At 41.2% G+C, this 17,109-nt stretch carries 12 protein-coding genes and 1 tRNA gene; 12 read left to right on the top strand and 1 reads right to left on the bottom strand.

Annotation, left to right across the window (positions count from 1 at the left end; all coding sequences use genetic code 11):
• Nucleotides 1-2: 2 nt before the first annotated feature.
• The 5 genes from BLR54_RS10530 (at nucleotide 3) to BLR54_RS10510 (ending at nucleotide 7,786) form a co-directional block, all read left to right on the top strand.
• A complete protein-coding gene (locus BLR54_RS10530) occupies nucleotides 3-1,736 on the top strand; it encodes a sensor histidine kinase (RefSeq protein WP_176761924.1) in 1,734 nt (577 codons plus the stop codon).
• Nucleotides 1,729-2,490 carry a response regulator transcription factor gene (locus BLR54_RS10525; protein ID WP_090420733.1) on the top strand — a complete coding sequence of 254 codons (762 nt, stop codon included), beginning with the start codon at nucleotides 1,729-1,731 and terminating at the stop codon, nucleotides 2,488-2,490. The genes BLR54_RS10530 and BLR54_RS10525 overlap by 8 nt, the downstream gene beginning before the upstream one ends.
• Nucleotides 2,491-2,788: 298 nt before the next feature.
• Entirely contained in the window at nucleotides 2,789-4,129 is a 1,341-nt protein-coding gene (locus BLR54_RS10520; RefSeq protein ID WP_442960232.1) for a hypothetical protein, read from the top strand.
• 203 nt (nucleotides 4,130-4,332) lie between these two features.
• Nucleotides 4,333-6,138 carry an ABC transporter permease gene (locus tag BLR54_RS10515; protein WP_090420727.1) on the top strand — a complete coding sequence of 602 codons (1,806 nt, stop codon included), beginning with the start codon at nucleotides 4,333-4,335 and terminating at the stop codon, nucleotides 6,136-6,138.
• A 1-nt stretch (nucleotide 6,139) separates the two neighbouring features.
• The gene (locus BLR54_RS10510) at nucleotides 6,140-7,786 is read left to right on the top strand and encodes an ABC transporter ATP-binding protein (protein ID WP_090420724.1); all 1,647 of its coding nucleotides are present in this window, start codon (nucleotides 6,140-6,142) and stop codon (nucleotides 7,784-7,786) included.
• Nucleotides 7,787-8,501: 715 nt separating this feature from the next.
• Here BLR54_RS10510 and BLR54_RS10505 read toward each other — a convergent pair.
• Nucleotides 8,502-11,084 carry a transglycosylase domain-containing protein gene (locus tag BLR54_RS10505; RefSeq protein WP_090420721.1) on the bottom strand — a complete coding sequence of 861 codons (2,583 nt, stop codon included), beginning with the start codon at nucleotides 11,082-11,084 and terminating at the stop codon, nucleotides 8,502-8,504.
• An 80-nt stretch (nucleotides 11,085-11,164) separates the two neighbouring features.
• Between BLR54_RS10505 and BLR54_RS10500 the strand changes: the two genes are divergently transcribed.
• From BLR54_RS10500 to BLR54_RS10470, 7 genes are all read left to right on the top strand, one after another.
• Entirely contained in the window at nucleotides 11,165-11,818 is a 654-nt protein-coding gene (locus BLR54_RS10500) for a YigZ family protein (protein ID WP_090420718.1), read from the top strand.
• Nucleotides 11,819-11,910: 92 nt separating this feature from the next.
• Nucleotides 11,911-11,982 (top strand) — tRNA-Gln (locus tag BLR54_RS10495).
• Between the two features lie 219 nt (nucleotides 11,983-12,201).
• On the top strand, nucleotides 12,202-12,900 hold the full coding sequence (locus BLR54_RS10490; RefSeq protein WP_090420715.1) for an acyl-[acyl-carrier-protein] thioesterase: 699 nt from the start codon (nucleotides 12,202-12,204) through the stop codon (nucleotides 12,898-12,900).
• Nucleotides 12,901-13,731, top strand: a complete 831-nt coding sequence (locus tag BLR54_RS10485; protein ID WP_090420712.1) for a CvfB family protein — start codon at nucleotides 12,901-12,903, stop codon at nucleotides 13,729-13,731.
• Nucleotides 13,732-13,936: 205 nt separating this feature from the next.
• A complete protein-coding gene (locus tag BLR54_RS10480) occupies nucleotides 13,937-14,311 on the top strand; it encodes a RidA family protein (protein ID WP_090420710.1) in 375 nt (124 codons plus the stop codon).
• Between the two features lie 23 nt (nucleotides 14,312-14,334).
• Nucleotides 14,335-15,243 carry a thioredoxin-disulfide reductase gene (gene trxB / locus BLR54_RS10475; protein ID WP_176761923.1) on the top strand — a complete coding sequence of 303 codons (909 nt, stop codon included), beginning with the start codon at nucleotides 14,335-14,337 and terminating at the stop codon, nucleotides 15,241-15,243.
• A 136-nt stretch (nucleotides 15,244-15,379) separates the two neighbouring features.
• Complete coding sequence (locus BLR54_RS10470) at nucleotides 15,380-16,594, top strand: C40 family peptidase (RefSeq protein WP_090420704.1); 1,215 nt, start codon at nucleotides 15,380-15,382, stop codon at nucleotides 16,592-16,594.
• Nucleotides 16,595-17,109 lie beyond the last annotated feature (515 nt).

Genomic DNA, 17,109 nt, shown 5'->3' with positions numbered 1-17,109 from the left:
TTATGTACGTAATAAGACAATCCTTCAAAAGACAGCTATTTTTTATTTTTCTGGTGGTTACACTGATGCTTGTTATAATCAGCGGCGTTGTAACGGTTCAGGCCTTTCAAGCAAGGGTTGAGGCTGATTATGCCAAGGAGGATGCTACACAAGAGCTTGCCATCCGAAATAACATCCTTGACATGCTCACCAAATCAGATGAGTCTATAGATAAAATTTCTGAGGATGAGACACTCATTAATGCTTTTACAATAAACCGTGACAATAATCAGGTGATATATTCAGCTTTATACGAGGATACAAGTGCCATTAGAGAATATGCTACTGTGGATTTGTATTCCAAGGGAAATATACTTTTCTCCACCCAAACAGGCCTTACTCCTGTGACTTTACCGGAGAATTTTTCCATTCTAAGGGAGGCGTCAGAGCACCCTGGTAAAACTGTTTTTGCCAATGATCCCAAAACTACCACTTCAGAGGGAGGAACACTTTTGATGGCAAGGCAGCTTACAAGTGATTCCAGCGCAGGAGTTGTGGTGGTCCGTATAAATCAAGAAGGTATAGAAAAAATAGTAAGTTCTGAAATGAATGCTAAGGATGGTTTCGTTCTTACTAACAGCTTTTTTCGACCTTTCTGTCAAGTTGGAACAGCAAAGGATGGAAAGATTATATCGTATATACGAAATAACCTAATGACGAAGAATCTTTATAATGAGGGACTTCAATCTAATGTTTATATTAATGATATTGGAAGCACTGGTTTGGTTGGAATCTATGTAACCCCAAAGGCATTGGATGAATCTGCCACAGAAACTGGATATCAAATCATTGCTATAATGGCAATTGTGTCGATTCTTGTTTGTTTGCTTGCGGCAAATCGAATGAGTGAATATTTCTCAAAGCCAATCACCGTTCTTGCAAAGGCTATGAAGCAGTTTAGAAAGGGTGATTTTAATACTAAGCTGGAGCTAAATAGACAGGATGAATTTGAGCAGCTGGCCACAGGCTTTAACAAGATGACCACTCAGCTAAAGGATACTATGGAGGAGCGTGTTGCCGCAGAACGAAAGATTAATGAGACTCGAATCGCCATGATGCAATCTCAGCTTAATCCACATTTCTTGTACAACACCTTAGATACTATAAAATGGGTGGCAAAGGCCAATCAGGTTCCGGAGGTTGCAACACTTTCTTCAAGTCTTGCAAGCATCCTTCGAATGTCTATCTCTACCCAGCACTTCTGTACATTGGAAGCAGAACTTAAACTAGTGGAGAAATATTGTGATATTCAAAAGATAAGATTTGACGACTTTTTTAATCTTATTATTAATGTTCCAGAGGAACTGATGGATGCTGTGGTTCCAAAGCTTATCTTACAGCCCCTTGTAGAAAACGCAATAATACATGGCCTGGAGGATAGAGATGAAGGCAGACTATATATTTCTGCGGAGGCTGTTGAAGGTGATTTTGAAGCAGGTGAAACACAGCTTTTGAAAATCTATATTGAGGACAATGGCAAGGGAATCAGTGATGAGATGATAGAAATTCTTGAGGCTGACGACCCTAGCAAGTTGGAAGGTCACCTGGGATTAAATAACGTAAATACGATAATAAAGCTGTATTATGGAAAGGACTATGGTATAACAGCGAGACGTTTGGATGTAGGGGGAACTATGATGTGTATGGTTCTTCCACTATCAAAAAAAGCGCCGGATGAGGATATTAAAAATGACTAAGGTATTGATAGTAGATGACGAGAAATTCGTCCGCAAAGGAATTATAAACAACACTGATTGGGCACTTATAGATTGTGAAGTGGTGGGAGAAGCTGCTAATGGTCAGGAGGGAATAGAAAAGGCTAAAGAGCTTAGACCCGATTTAGTAATCTCAGACATAAAGATGCCAAAGCTCACAGGTATACAAATGTCGGAGCAGCTTTTGGAAAAGTACCCTGATATGAAGGTGATTTTTCTTACAGCCTATGATGATTTTGAGTATGCAAGGGCAGCTATTAGAATCGGGGCCTCTGATTATCTCTTAAAGCCTTTTGAGGATGGTGATTTGGAGGGAGCCATACAGCGTCTATTACATCTTCATCCTAATGCACCGGAGAGCAGCACTAAGGAACAGGAGCTTATACCACTAGTAGATAGGGCAGCCATTAGCAATAAGTATATTCTTCAAGCCCTTGATTATATTGAAAAGAATTACAGTGATAGCGAATTTTCCATTGTGGCAATGGCAGAGTCCATTGGCGTTAGTGAAGGCCATTTAAGTCGTCTCTTTAAGGGAGAGACTGGAGCCAGCATAAACAACTATTTAACTAAATATCGTATTAGAAAGGCTATGGATTATCTGAAGGATATAAAGGTGAAGGTGTACGAGGTATCTGACAAAGTTGGATATCAGGATATTGCATATTTCTCCAACACCTTCAAAAAGCTTGTAGGGAAAACCCCTTCGGATTATCAAAATAAAGGTCTAGACTAGAATTGTAATAGGGTTCAAATCCTCTACTGAGAGTAATATTTCTCGGTAGAGGATTTTTTGTTTTTACCTACAATGCTTTGGGTCCTCATATAAATTGGAAAAAAATGATGTTCAAAATTTACAAATAATATCAGTTTTGTCATCTACAAAAGAACATTTTGCACAATTACACTATAAGTAACAAATGTGAAAGCCCTAAAACAAGGGCTCCAGAGGAGCTTAAGGGCAGTAAAATGTATATTTCAAAGGAGGGTAAAAAGTGAAAAGAAAGGTATTATCACTAATCATGGCTGCATCGATGATGATGGCCAGCTTTGTAGGATGCGGTGGCGCCAGCACAGGTTCTGGCGATTCGGCAGGGGGAACCGAAGCATCCGCAGATGCTCCTGCAGCAGAGCTTACAGGAATCGACAAGATTATCGCTGAAGCAGAAACAATGACTCTTGATGAATTGGCAAAGAAGGCTATTGAAGAGTCTAACGGAAAGACCTTCTACGGCGTTGGTAACTCTAGCCGTGGTAAGACAGCACTTCCATTATTCATTGAATATCTTCAGGGGATTGATAGTTCTTACAGCATGGAGTTCGAGTGGCAGCAGCCAAAGAACAACAAGATTTTCGAGCAGCTTACTTCTGATTCCTTAAAGAGTGAGGGAACCTTCGCAATGACTCTTATTCAGGATGGAAATCAGATTCAGTCTAAGATGGTAGATACAGATATTCTTAAGACCTATGTGCCTAAGGAATGGGCAGAAGCAAATGGAACAACTCCAGATGCATATGAAGGCTTCCTTCCGCTTCAGACACTTAACAAGGTTTTCATGTACAACAATACAGGCTCTGCAGAGTTTACAAACTGCTGGGATTTTGTAGCTGAAGGCTCACATCCATTATTCATGGGCGTTGACTCAGAAATCGTAGGAAAGAACTTCCTTATGATGCTCACAAGAGATGATTACGCAAAGATGCTTAAGGATGCTTATGACAAGCTTGATGCTTCACAGAAGTCTTACTTCGATCCAACAATCAAGGCTATGGAATCTGAGGCTTCAGACCTTGGTCTCGGTGCAGACGCAAAGTATTCTCTTGCATGGATTAAGCTTTGGATTAACAGCTACAACGAACAGACAGATGATGGCCCAATCTGCAACACACTTGTAGATAAGTCAGCTAAGGATCAGTCAGGTCTTTTAGTATACTCTAAGCTTCGTTCAGTTGAAGAGTCAGCAACAGTATCAGTTAACAACATTAACGTAGCAGCATACCAGGATGGCTACACAGGAATCGGTGGATACGGATATTGCCATTATCTCTTCCTTACAAAGAACAGCCCACTTCCATGGACAGCATGTGCATTCATCGCTTTCATGACAACAACTGAGCAGGGCTTTGATGCTTGGGGCAAGGATATGGGTGGTTACTCATCTAACCCAGAAGTAGCAAAGGCAATTGAGGAAACATATCACCACAGCGAAGGTGGCGGAGATGAATTCCCAGCAAAGAACGACCGCGGATATGACTGGTGGACAACAGATGGACAGCTTGTTCTCGAAGACCCAGCATACTGCTCAGAGGTTTCGTTTACTGTAGGTAGCTGGATCGACGTACAGGATCACTATTCTACAGGCGATGAGGAGTAGTTAATTTACGAAGTTATGTTGGAGACTTTCAGTTTTCAATGAGTCGGTAGACATCAAACTATCGAAGAGTCGGTAGATATCAAGCTCATAGATGTCTCAAGCGAACCTTTCTAGGGTGAGCGGAGATATCTATGGCTTGTAGTCGTAACCGACGGACTAATTGTAGTCGTAACCGACGGACTTCAATTCTAAAGGAGAATAATATGACTAAGGCTATTTTTAAGAATAAAGTTAAGACTTGGTTCTCGCAGCCACAGAACATAATCCTGTTGCTGTTTGGCATTGTCTTAACCTTTTCTACGGTAGCCCCAATTGTTGCCATAGTTCAGGATACAATGAAGATTCATCCTGGAACAATCGACCAGCATCTTACCGGTCAGGTAACGGGCTATACGTTAGTAAATTATGTGGATTTGTTTACTAGCCGCCTGGCAAAAACAAATCTTTGGATACCACTTTTAAACACAGTAATTCTTTCGGTTTTAACTTGTTTTATTTCAATTTTGTTTGGTGGTCTGTTTGCGTTTTTGGTAACTCGAACAGATATGAAATTTAAAAGATATTTAAGCTCAATTTTTATTTTTCCATACATCATGCCACAGTGGACACTTGCAGTTGTGTGGCAGCATATGTTTTACAGTAACAAGGTTACTGGAACTTCAGATGGATTATTAGCAGCAATTTTTCATATATATTTCCCAAGCTGGTGGTGTCAGGGTGCATTCCCAAGTGCCATGGTTTTAGGTCTTCACTATGCACCATTTGCTTACATTTTAATCGGTGGAATTTTCAAAAACATGGATGCTAACTTAGAGGAGGCTGCAACCATTCTTGATACTCCAAAGTGGAAAATCATGAGAAAGGTTACACTTCCAATGATTAAGCCAGCTATCCTTTCTACCATTCTTCTTGTATTTGGTAGTGCAATGGGCTCATATCCAGTTCCACATTATTTGAATCTTACAACTCTTTCTACAAAGTACATCTCAATGAATAGTATGTACACCGGTGAGGCATCAATCCTTGCAATCATTATGATGGTATTCGGTGTAATCATCCTTGGTATGAACCAGATGAGTTTGAAGAGTAGAAAGAACTATACAACTGTTACCGGTAAGTCAGGTCAGCTTACAAAAATTAGAATCGGCAAAATTGGCAAGTATCTTGTGGGTATTATTTTCATCTTTATTACTTTCTTCACAAGTATATGGCCAATCCTATTGTTTGCACTTGAGACCTTCCTTCCAAACCCGGGAGACTACAGCTTCCTTTACACAGGAAACCTTGCACACCTTACTACCAAGTGGTGGGTGACAAACGAAAACATTACCGAAAACGGTATGTATGGTCAACCGGGAATCCTTTACAACAACACTATCTGGCACGCCTTCTTTGGAACACTTTTCCTTGCAGTGGTTTGTGCTCTGATAGCTGGAACTATAGGAACACTCATTGGCTACGCTGTAGCTAAGAAGAGAAGAAATAAGTGGGCTAACTACGTTAACAACGTGGCATTCCTTCCATATTTGATGCCATCAATCGCTGTTGGTGCAGCCTTCTTCATTCTCTTCTCAAATGAGCGTATCAACCTTTTCAACACCTACACACTTCTTATTATTGCCGGTGTTGTAAAATACATTCCATTTGCATCGCGAAGCTCACTTAACTCTATGCTTCAAATAAGCAACGAGCTTGAGGAAGCTGCAATCATCCAGAATGCATCATGGATAAAGAGAATGACAAGAATCATCATTCCTATTCAGAAATCATCAATCATAAGCGGATACCTTCTTCCATTTATGACTTGCTTAAGAGAGTTGTCATTATTCCTTCTCTTATGTACTCAGGGCTTTATTTTATCAACAACCCTTGATTACTTCGACGAGATGGGATTATATGCCTTCTCAAGTGCAATCAACCTGATTTTGATTGTCACAATTCTTGTTTTTAATACCTTAGTTAACAAGCTGACTGGAGCTAGCCTCGACAGCGGAATTGGAGGAAAGTAAAATGCCAGAAATCAAATTGGAGAATATAACAAAGCGTTGGGGAAAGTTCTTTGGCGTAGACAACGTAAGCTTAGACATTCCTGACAATTCATTTATAACCTTGCTTGGTCCATCAGGATGTGGAAAGACAACAATCCTTCGTATGATTGCAGGTCTTGAAACACCAACTGAAGGACGCATCACTATCGGAGACAAGGTAGTCTTCGATAGCAACGCAGGTATCAACGTGCCAGCCAATAAGAGAAAGGTAGGATTCCTTTTCCAGAACTACGCTCTTTGGCCAAACATGACAGTTTATGAAAATATCTCTTTCGGTCTTAAGAACATTGATGAGGAGCTTCCTCAGGTGGATGTTAAGGCTAAACAGGCTTCTGATATGATTCGTGCCTTAAAGACAGGTGTACGAATTAAGGAAGTTGTAGAAGAGTGCCGCGATAAAAACGGCAAGCTTGATGAAGGCAAGGCTCTTATAAAGCTTATTGATACTTACACAATGTCTATCTATACAGCAAAAGAGCTTATGGGACTTGGCGTGCATACTTCAAGTAATCCAGAAGATGCTGCAGCAAATTTTGTTATCAAGTACGAGGGTGAGCTTGAAACAATCAAAAAGAATCTTGCAGCAGATGGCAAGAGCCTCAACGAGAAATTTGAAATCCTTAAGGATGGAAAGGTTCTTGTTTCTAAGAGAAAGCTTACAAAGGAAGAAATCGATTCAAGAGTTCGTGCATGTTCACGAATCGTAAAGATTGGTATGTTCATGGACAGATATCCTGCAGAGCTTTCAGGTGGACAGCAGCAGCGTGTTGCTATCGCTAGAACCCTTGCGCCAGAGCCACAGGTACTTTTCATGGATGAGCCACTTTCAAACCTTGATGCAAAGCTTCGTCTTGAAATGAGATACGAGCTCCAACGTCTTCACGTAGAAACTGGAAGCACCTTCGTATACGTTACCCACGATCAGATGGAGGCCATGACTCTTGCAACTAAGATTTGCCTAGTAAACAACGGTGTATTGCAGCAGTATGCGCCACCACTTACAGTTTACAACCGTCCATCCAACCTTTTTGTAGCTGATTTCGTAGGAAATCCTTCTATGAACTTCGTAGACGCAAAAGGAATCCAGGAGGCAGATGGAAATCTCTCTCTTACTATACTAGGAGACATCAAGGCAAAATTCGTTCCTGAATATTCACTTGATATGAATGCATGGCGTCACGTCCGTGACCAGAGCCTTGCAGAAAAAGCTGAGGCAGAAAAACAGCGCTTATCAAAGAAGGGTGCTGTAGAAAAGAGCAACAAAGACGAAGTCTTTAGATACCATGTACAAAAGGTTGAAGAAGTAGACGAAAGCCTTCTTGAAGACCCTATCATCACCGACGAAGACTTTGTCCTCGGCATCCGTCCTGAAGCCATCGACATCGACGAAAATGGCGGCATCGACACAGATATCTACGGCGCAATGCCTACTGGTATGGAGTCAACCCTGAAGCTTCGCGTAGGCGACTTCCTCCTTACCAGCGTCATCTTCGGAGGCGTCATCTACCAAATCGGCCAAAAGGAAAAAATCAACATCAACGGCAACGACATCCTCCTTTTCGACAGAAAATCTGGACGACTCATCTGCGCCGGCCACCTAGAAATCTAAACCATAGCGGCTCCCATTCTTCTCCTGGGGGTCGCTTTTTTCGTGCCCACCTTTTTCTATAAACCCCGGCCCCCGTCCCTGTCCACCGGCTACCCACACCAGGTCATCCTTGCATGATTGACAAAGAATTTTGTATTTTCTTAATGCTACAAACGAGCTTTTAGAAGGTGTCTTTTCATTGGTGTTGCACTTTGAAGCAACTGTATGTATAGCACAGACACTTGTAAGTATAAATAATGCTCCCCCTCAGGGTATATAACTATCAGTTGCTTCCATACTCCGCTTGCTAAGTAAAATTAAAAAAGCAGGTTTTGAATGTATAGTCACCGTGGCACATTCAACATCGTGTCTCAAGTGACCACTGCAGCCGTCGTCCTAGCGGCTGCTGCCTATACATACAAAACCTGCTTTTTATTTTACTAAGCGCACTCCAAATTACAGCAACTGATAGTTATATACCCTGAGGGGGAGCATTACTGAAAATTTTTGTGTGTCTGAGCAATACATACAGTTGCGATAAAAGTGCAAGGAATTGAAAAGACACCTTCAATAAAGAAAGCGCAGTGTAGCATTTAGAAAATACAAATTCTTTGGCTTTGCAAGGGTGCCTGGTGTGGGTAGCCGGTGGACAGGGGCGGGGCAGGGAAGATGATTTGGAGGGCAAGAAAAAAGCGACCCGCCACAATAGGATGTGGGGGCCGCTAGGACTTTGGATTTATTCGCCGCCGATGACTTGGATTTGGATGTCGTCGGTGGATGGTTGTGTGTTGCCAGAGGCTGAGCCTCCGAAGGAACCTGAGTTTGGAAGTGGCTCGCCTGGATGAAGTGGACAGTACTGTCCGAACTTGCCGGCATCCACGCCGTATGGTTCATCCTGTGAGCCAGGGCCTGCTCCGATGATAAATACGCCTGAGTAGTAAGGGCATGTAGAGTTTGCGAACATGTGAGACTGTGTACATACGCTACCGAGATAGTGGTGGTCGCAGTATTCCGTAGGCTGTGTACCTTCCTCGAAGTATTCAGTGTAAACCATTGAGCCTCGTGGGTCGCAATCGCAAACGCCTGGAACTGCAAGCTTGCCAGATTTCTTGCAAACCTGGCAGGTGACGATTCCTGAAGGTTGAGTGAAGTTCTTGCTAGGCAAGCCTTCGTTGATACGACTCATTACAGCCTTCCAAATTACCTTTGAGTAGGTAGTGTAGCTCTGTGGTGTATTGTCATCAAAACCACCCCAGATAACGCCTGTATAGTAAGGTGTGAAGCCTGCGAAAACCGTATCCTTATTCTTTGTGGTGGTACCAGATTTACCTGCAACTGGCATGCCTTCAAAGTTTGCAGCTTTACCAGTACCCTGAGTCATAACGTCTTGCATTGCGCTGGTTAATAGCCATGCAGTAGTTTCTTTAAGCACTCGAGTAGGGGTGTTTTCTCTGTTGTCTAAGATGATGTTGCCCTGATGATCTACAACAGTTGTGTAGAAGATAGGTTTGTTGTATTCGCCGCCGTTTGCGATAGTTGAGTAAGCGGCAGTTAAGTCTAAGTTTGTAACACCGTCTGTGATTCCACCTAAGGCAAGTGCCTGGTTGTTATCCTTGTCAGAAAGTGTTGTGATGCCTAAATCCTTTGCGTATTGGTAGCCAAGGCTTGTACCAATGTCGGCCATAACCTCGATTGTTACTACGTTGATGGAATTGGTGATGGCTGTTCTGATGTTTGTCCATCCCAGGTAAGCATTGTTGTAGTTCTTAACCGGTGTTCCATTCTGGTAGGTTGTTGGCATATCGTTTTCAACGGAAGCAAGTGTCATTCCGCCTGCATCTAAGGCTGCTGCGTAGCAGGCGATTACCTTGAAGGTTGAACCTGGCTGACGCTTAATGCCTGTGGCACGGTTCAAGGTCTTTGCTGCTGTCTTATCGCCTCTACCACCTACCATGGCAACTACTTCGCCTGTAGAGTGGTTGATAATGGTCATGGCAGCCTGTGGCTGAAGGGTGTAGGTGATGGATTCGCCACCAACTGTGTCGCCATCTTCCATGATAGCTGCCTTGTAAGCCTCTATAGCTGCGGCTGCATCCTCTTCTGAATCAAACTCAAGATTGTAGCTCTTGTTGCTTGATTGATAGTAGGAAAGCATTGTGATATCTGAGTAATTCTTTGTAGAACCATCTGCTTTGTTTACGGTGAGTCGATATGAGAAGGAAACCTTCTTAATATCCTTATAATTATCTGTATTGTTAATCTCTTCTTCAACAATTGACTGGATGTTAGAATCCTGTGTTGTATAAATTGAAAGACCGCCTGAGTATAACAAAGCGTATGCTTCAGACTCTGAGTAGCCAAGCTTATCCTGTAAATCTTCCACGATTTCATCTGTAAGAGCATCTACAAAATATGAAGTTGATGAACTTGAAAGCTCAGTATTTAATACCTGAATTCTTCCATACACATCATCTGCTAAGGCTTCCTCGTATTGTGTTTGATCGATAAAGCCCTGACTGAGCATGTCGCCTAATACCTTTTTGCGGCGCTTAGCATTTTCTTCTGGATGTGTAATAGGATTGAATCGCGATGGGTTCTGAGTGATACCAGCTATGACAGAGCTTTCAGAAAGTGTCAAATCTGAAACTGACTTATTGAAATATCTCTGTGCTGCAGACTCAACACCTAAAGTATTTTGACCTAGGTTGATACTGTTAAGATAGTTTTCAAGGATAGTGTCCTTAGAAACTATTTTTTCAAGCTGCACTGCTAAATACTGCTCCTGAATCTTTCGGTTCAAGCTGTCCATCTTTGTTCGCTCGGAAGTCCAGGTTGTGAAATAGTTATTCTTTAATAACTGCTGGGTGATTGTTGAAGCACCCTGTGAGAAGTGGAACCCATTTGAAACTCCGGTTACACCAGCTCGGATAATACCCTGAATGTCTACACCATTGTGTTCATAGAATCGAGAATCCTCTATAGCGACAAAAGCATGTTGTAAATCCTTAGGAATCTGATCCAATTTCACGTAGGTTCTATTGGCACCTGTTGAAGCTAGGGTTTCAATTTCTTTTCCATCTGAATCATAGACTGTACTTAAATATCCTGTTGGGGAAATATCTATGGTAGATACATCCGGCAACTCGTCTATTAGATTTCTGGCATAGAGGTAAGCAATAATACCGCCAGCGATTACTACAGAAACGACACAAATCAAAGCGATTCGGATAACGGCAAGCCCAGCGCTATGGCGCTTTCGCTTTCCTCGTCCTGCAAGCTTGGCTGATTGCTTAGCTGCATTTTCTTTTCCGTAATTCATAATAACCTCCAATTTAGACTTCATTATACCAAAATAATCCTATATAATGAAGTAACAGATTTTAAAAGTGAGATTGGTCTATGAATGAGAACGAATTTAGAATTGTATACGAAGGTGGAACAGGGGAAATCGAGGAGAAAAAATCCCGCTTTATTGCCCATATTGCACCTGTGACTACTGAGGAGGAGGCAGTTTCTTTTATCAATGCTAAAAAGAAAGAGTTTTGGGATGCCAGACACAACTGCTCAGCTTTTGTTATTGGTCAGAACAATGAAATTACCCGATGCAACGATGATGGAGAGCCAGCCCAGACTGCCGGTCGCCCAATGCTAGACGTTCTTCTTCGAGAAAATATTCACAACTGTGTTGTAGTTGTCACCAGATATTTTGGTGGAGTTCTTCTTGGAACAGGTGGATTGGTTCGTGCTTATCAGGGAGCAGTTCAGGAAGGCTTAAAGAACTGCAAACTTTTAGCTCCTAAGAATGGTTGCCCATGTACCATCCAAACAGATTATAATGGTTATGGCAAAATTGAATTTGTTTTGAGAGAAAATAATCTTCCAATTTTAAATACAGATTTTGGAGCTGACGTTAAAATTTCTTCAGTAGTTCCATCGGAACTTGTAAGTAAGATTAATGTTGCCGTGGCAGATAAAACTGTTGGAAGTGCCGTAATTACGTGGTTTGATGAGGTTAAATATGACGTTTTAGACGGTGAATTATTGACCTTCTAAAAAAGTTTAAAAAAAGTTTAAAAAAGTACTTGCACTTTTAAAAACTATGCCTTATAATAGCATTCGTTGACGCACAGAAGTGCAAAAAACAATGGCCCATCGCCAAATGGTAAGGCAACGGACTCTGACTCCGTCATTTCAAGGTTCGAATCCTTGTGGGCCAGCTTTTAGGACCTAAGCGAATGCTTAGGTCCATTTTTTTTCTATAAAGCGTAGCAGTCTGGTAAGCGCTGTTATATGAAAGATCATCAATATTTAAATGAGCTGGTAGTTAACAAGCTCATATATCTCTTAAATGAAGCTTTCTTCAGCTGAATGTAGAGATATATGGCTTGTTACCATAACCAGCGGACATAGATTATTAGTAACACTTGGAGAATGATATGTATCAATATAATAGTAGAGTCAGCTATAGCGAAGTTGACGCGAATCTTAATCTTACATATTTTGATTTAGTAAATTATATGCAGGACTGCAGCTGCTTCCACTCAGATGATGTAGGTGTTGGAGTTTTTTATCTTGCTCCAAAAGATTTGGGCTGGTTTGTTACTAGCTATGAAATTCATATTGTAAGAATGCCTGAGTACATGGAGGAGATTGTGATTACCACATATCCTTATCAAGTGAAAGGCATGATGGCAAGACGTATCTACAAGATGGAAACCGTCGCTGGCGAGCTTTTAATGTATGCGGATTCCTTGTGGGTTCTCATGGATCTTAAGGAGCTTCGCCCAGCCAGACTTACAGATGAAATAATAGCTGCTTACCCAGAAGATCCAGACAGACCAAAATTTGAATTTTCAAGAAAGAAGCTTCGCTATGAGAATAATGGCAAGTTGGTTGGAAAATTCGTGGTAAACGAAAATCATATTGATACCAACAGTCACATGAATAATTCTTGGTATATCGATGTTACCCGTCGCTATCTTCCAAGTGAAGATTTTAATTCTATTCATGTGAATTACAAAAAAGCAGCAATGCTATTTGATGAACTAGAGGTATATTTGGTAGAATTAGAGCAGGGCTACCAGGTAGTCCTTATTAAGAACGATGAAGTATATACAATTGTGGAGTACAAATAAATGAAGCTAGGTGAAATTCAAAAGCTTAAAATTGAAAAAAAGGTGGAGTTCGGTGTTTATCTTTCTGATGGCACAGATCGAGTTCTTCTTCCAAAGAAACAGATTCCTGAAGGAGCAAAGCCAGGAGATGAGGTGGAGGTCTTCCTATACAAGGATTCAAAGGATAGACTTATTGCCACCACAAACACCCCAAAGCTTACCCTTGGTAAGTATGGTGTTCTTTCTGTAAGTCAGCTTAACAAGGTTGGGGCTTTCTTAGACTGGGGTCTTGAAAAGGATTTATTCCTTCCTTTTAAGGAAATGACTCGTCAGCCTTCAGAGGGAGACGAAATCCTTGTTAGATTATATATTGATAAGAGTGAGCGCCTTTGCGCCAGCATGAAGGGCATCTATGAGCTTCTTTCAAAAAAGCCTCCTTATCAGGTTGGAGACGAGGTAGAGGCTCGCATTTATGAGTTCGGTCATGATTTTGGTACCTTTGTAGCTCTTGAGGATAAGTATTCTGCAATGATTCCACGTCACGAGGATGTAAAGAACTACCGAATTGGCGATGTGCTTATGGTTAGAGTTACAGGTATAAAAGAAGATGGTAAATGTGATGTTACCATCCGTGATAAGGCTTATGTTCAGATGGAAGATGATGCAGAAAGCTTGCTTCAGCTTATAGATAGCTATGCGGGAGTTCTTCCATTTACAGAAAAGGCATCTCCAGAAGTTATCAAAAGAGAGACTGGCCTTTCAAAGGCCGCTTTTAAGCGTGCCGTAGGCCGTTTATACAAAGAAAGAAAAATAACTTTAGAAGGCGGCAAAATTAGACGTGCCGTTGAGTAAATTACGTGGTATAATAGTTTTACTATTTCGGTAAGTCGTTATGTCCAGCGGAAATACATTTGGCTTATCAAGTGATACTAGAAGATATTAGGCTTAAAATGAGTCGGTAGACATCAAGCTCTTAGGTCTTTGAATGAGGCGTATTAGCCGAGAGAGAAGAGCTAAGGCTTGTAGGCGTAACCGACGGGGTAAGGAGGATTGTGCTATGAAAAATGTAATTTCTACAGACAAGGCACCGGCAGCAATTGGCCCATATTCTCAGGCTATCGAAGTCAACGGAATGGTTTATACCTCAGGTATTATTCCAGTTGATCCTGCCACAGGCGAGATTCCTGAAGGTGCAGCTGCTCAGGCAGACAGAGTTTTCAAAAGCATGTCAGCTCTTTTAGAGTCGGCAGGCACATCTATGGCAAAGGTTGTTAAGACAACAGTGTTCATTAAGAACATGGAAGATTTTGCAGCCATCAATGAGGTTTATGCAAAATATTTCCCAGAGCCATTCCCTGCGCGTTCGTGCATAGAGGTTGCCAGAATCCCTAAGGATGTTCTTCTTGAGGCGGAGGCTATCGCCACTAAGTAATACTATTAGTTGGAGAAATTTTTATGATTTATGATGTGATTGTTGTGGGAGCCGGTCCGGCTGGGCTTTCTGCGGCCATTTATGGCAAAAGAGCGGGGCGAAACATTCTTGTTTTGGATACTAGCTCTATTAGCGGAGGCCAAATCCTCAGCACGTATGAAATAGATAATTATCCTGGTATGCCTGGAATATCAGGAGAGGCATTGGCTCAGGCTATGGCAGACCACTGTATGAAGCTTGGTGTAGAGTTTGCCAGAGGTCGTGTTACTTCTATTATAGATAAGGGTGACACAAAGGAGCTTGTTACTAAAAAAGCCTCCTTTGAGACAAAGGCAATCATACTTGCCACTGGAGCTACCAACAGAAAGCTTGGTTGCAAAGGTGAGGAAGAGTTATCAGGTGTTGGTGTATCCTACTGTGCTACATGTGATGGTGCCTTCTTCAAGGATAAGACCGTTGCAGTTGTAGGCGGCGGAGATGTTGCTCTTGAGGATGCCATTTATCTTGCTAGATTCTGTGAAAAGGTTTACCTGATTCATAGAAGAGATGAATTCCGTGGAGCTATGGTTCTTCAGGAACAGGTTAAAGCAACTGATAAAATTCAGATTATCTATGACACAGTGGTTGAAGAGATTCTTGGTCAGGATAAGGTCGAAGCTCTTCATATTAAAAATAAGAAGACAGAGGCTGAAGAGGATTTGAAAGTGGACGGAGTTTTCATTGCAGTTGGAAACATGCCAAACACTGGATCAATAAAAGGCTTACCAAATCAGGATGAAGGCGGCTACATAATTGCAGACGAAACCTGTGCTACTTCAGTACCTGGAATCTATGCGGCGGGAGACGTTCGCACAAAGCAACTTAGACAGGTTATTACAGCCACCGCAGACGGCGCAAATGCCATCGCATCTATCGAAAAATATCTTGGCTAACCTATTACAAAACCTCAGATGAGGATGTATGAATGGCGCCTCGAGAGTGAACAAGACTTGACAGAAAGATTGATAGATTATATAATGTTAAAAGTTGTAACAAAGTTGTAACATATTTGGAGGTTTTCTTACACTTATGAATTCAAAATTGACAAGAGCTGTTAGCTATACAATTGCCGCTTGCGTCGTTGTTTCTAGTATATCTCTTAGCTCAGATGCAGCTAGCGCTACATCGGGCGTTAGTGCACTTTCAAGTGCTACTGGCGTTTTAGAAACTACTAACTACACAGCATTCGCGGGAGCACAGCTTTCAGTTAACGATATGCTTGCTAATGCTACCACAATCGCAGCTGAATCACAGCTTGCTGATAACGGTGCAGACGCAGTTACTCAATCAGAAGATGAGTATGCTAATATAGCAATCGCTCAGGTTGACAATTATGTATATATTCGTGAGCAGGCAACTGCCGACAGCGAATATGTTGGTAAATTATATAACAACTCAGCAGCTACTGTTTCAGAGACAGTTGAGCAGGCTGATGGTACATGGCTTAAGATCACATCAGGTGATGTTACAGGTTATGTAAAGAGCGAATATGTAGTACAGAATAATGAGGAACTTGCTAAGAAGGTTTCTAAGCGTCTTGCTACAGTTACTACAACAACACTTAAGGTTAGAGAGTCAGCTTCTAAGGATTCTTCAGTTATGGATCTTCTTCCAATGGGAGATGACTTAGTAGTAGTTGATGAATCTACAGCAAGTGATGGTTGGATTAAGGTTACTTGTAACGCTGGTGAAGGATATGTTAGTACTGATTATGTTTCTTTATCTACTGACTTCACTGTTGCTGAGTCAAAGACAGCAGAGATTGCTCGTTTAGAGAAGGAAGAGGCAGAGAGAAAGGCAGCTCAGGAAGCAGCTAAGAAGGCTACAGCAGCTAGCCAGACAAAGTCAGCATCTAAGTCATCATCTTCTTCATCAAGCAAGAGCTACTCAGCACCATCTGGTTCAGGCGGTGGTTCAGTTGTTTCATATGGTTCTCAGTTCGTTGGTAACCCATATGTATACGGTGGATCTTCACTTACAGGTGGAACAGATTGTTCAGGATTCGTTATGAGCTGTTATTCAGCTTTTGGCGTTAGCTTACCACACTCATCTAGTTCAATGCGTAGTGTAGGCTACGGAGTTTCTACAGATGAGATGCAGCCTGGTGATATTGTGTGCTACTCAGGTCACGTTGGAATCTATGCTGGTAATGGAACATTACTTCATGCATCTAACAAGAGAACTGGTATCACATATTCAAATGTAAATTATAAGCCAATTTTAGCAGTTAGAAGAATCTTCTAATTCCAAATGGTTACTTATAAAAGGCATCACATCTGTGATGCCTTTTTTGTATCAATTATTAGAAATTGTGACAAGTTATCTGAAAACTATTTTTCAAGACCTGGATTATTTTTCAATAAAAGTGCACAAAATATTTCCATATTAAACATAAATATAATTTTTATTGTGAGGCTAAATGGAATTTTATCAACAAAATTTCACATAATAGGCACGAAAAAAATGGACTTGTAAACGACTTATCCACTTTATCCACTATAAATGTGAACTTATCTGAAAAGTTATCCACATATTCTCGAAACAAATGTTTTGTCCTTTATCAACAAAAGTAGGCAAATTGCCAAAAATCCTTGACTTTAGAATTGAATAAATCTTGTCAGAAAAATCTGAGTATTATCTGACAATATACTATATTGACTATATAATTAAGACAGATGTTTACATAGCGAAATATGGTATAGTTGTAAATTTGCATAATAAAATGTTGATTAACTATTTCATTTTTTGGTTATTTATAT

Source organism: Pseudobutyrivibrio sp. YE44 (genome assembly GCF_900104335.1).
Classification (GTDB): Bacteria; Bacillota; Clostridia; order Lachnospirales; family Lachnospiraceae; genus Pseudobutyrivibrio.
Note: the sequence above shows the minus strand (reverse complement) of the source record. Positions and strands in the feature narration are given on the sequence as shown.

What these genes read in the sequence shown, in the direction of transcription:
- BLR54_RS10510 (WP_090420724.1), top strand. Translation starts at nt 6,140, where the DNA reads ATGCCAGAAATCAAATTGGAGAATATAACAAAGCGTTGGGGAAAGTTC.
- BLR54_RS10520 (WP_442960232.1), top strand. Translation starts at nt 2,789, where the DNA reads ATGATGATGGCCAGCTTTGTAGGATGCGGTGGCGCCAGCACAGGTTCT.
- BLR54_RS10470 (WP_090420704.1), top strand. Translation starts at nt 15,380, where the DNA reads ATGAATTCAAAATTGACAAGAGCTGTTAGCTATACAATTGCCGCTTGC.
- BLR54_RS10525 (WP_090420733.1), top strand. Translation starts at nt 1,729, where the DNA reads ATGACTAAGGTATTGATAGTAGATGACGAGAAATTCGTCCGCAAAGGA.
- BLR54_RS10530 (WP_176761924.1), top strand. Translation starts at nt 3, where the DNA reads ATGTACGTAATAAGACAATCCTTCAAAAGACAGCTATTTTTTATTTTT.
- BLR54_RS10515 (WP_090420727.1), top strand. Translation starts at nt 4,333, where the DNA reads ATGACTAAGGCTATTTTTAAGAATAAAGTTAAGACTTGGTTCTCGCAG.
- BLR54_RS10480 (WP_090420710.1), top strand. Translation starts at nt 13,937, where the DNA reads ATGAAAAATGTAATTTCTACAGACAAGGCACCGGCAGCAATTGGCCCA.
- trxB (WP_176761923.1), top strand. Translation starts at nt 14,335, where the DNA reads ATGATTTATGATGTGATTGTTGTGGGAGCCGGTCCGGCTGGGCTTTCT.
- BLR54_RS10500 (WP_090420718.1), top strand. Translation starts at nt 11,165, where the DNA reads ATGAATGAGAACGAATTTAGAATTGTATACGAAGGTGGAACAGGGGAA.
- BLR54_RS10485 (WP_090420712.1), top strand. Translation starts at nt 12,901, where the DNA reads ATGAAGCTAGGTGAAATTCAAAAGCTTAAAATTGAAAAAAAGGTGGAG.
- BLR54_RS10505 (WP_090420721.1), bottom strand. Translation starts at nt 11,084, where the DNA reads ATGAATTACGGAAAAGAAAATGCAGCTAAGCAATCAGCCAAGCTTGCA.
- BLR54_RS10490 (WP_090420715.1), top strand. Translation starts at nt 12,202, where the DNA reads ATGTATCAATATAATAGTAGAGTCAGCTATAGCGAAGTTGACGCGAAT.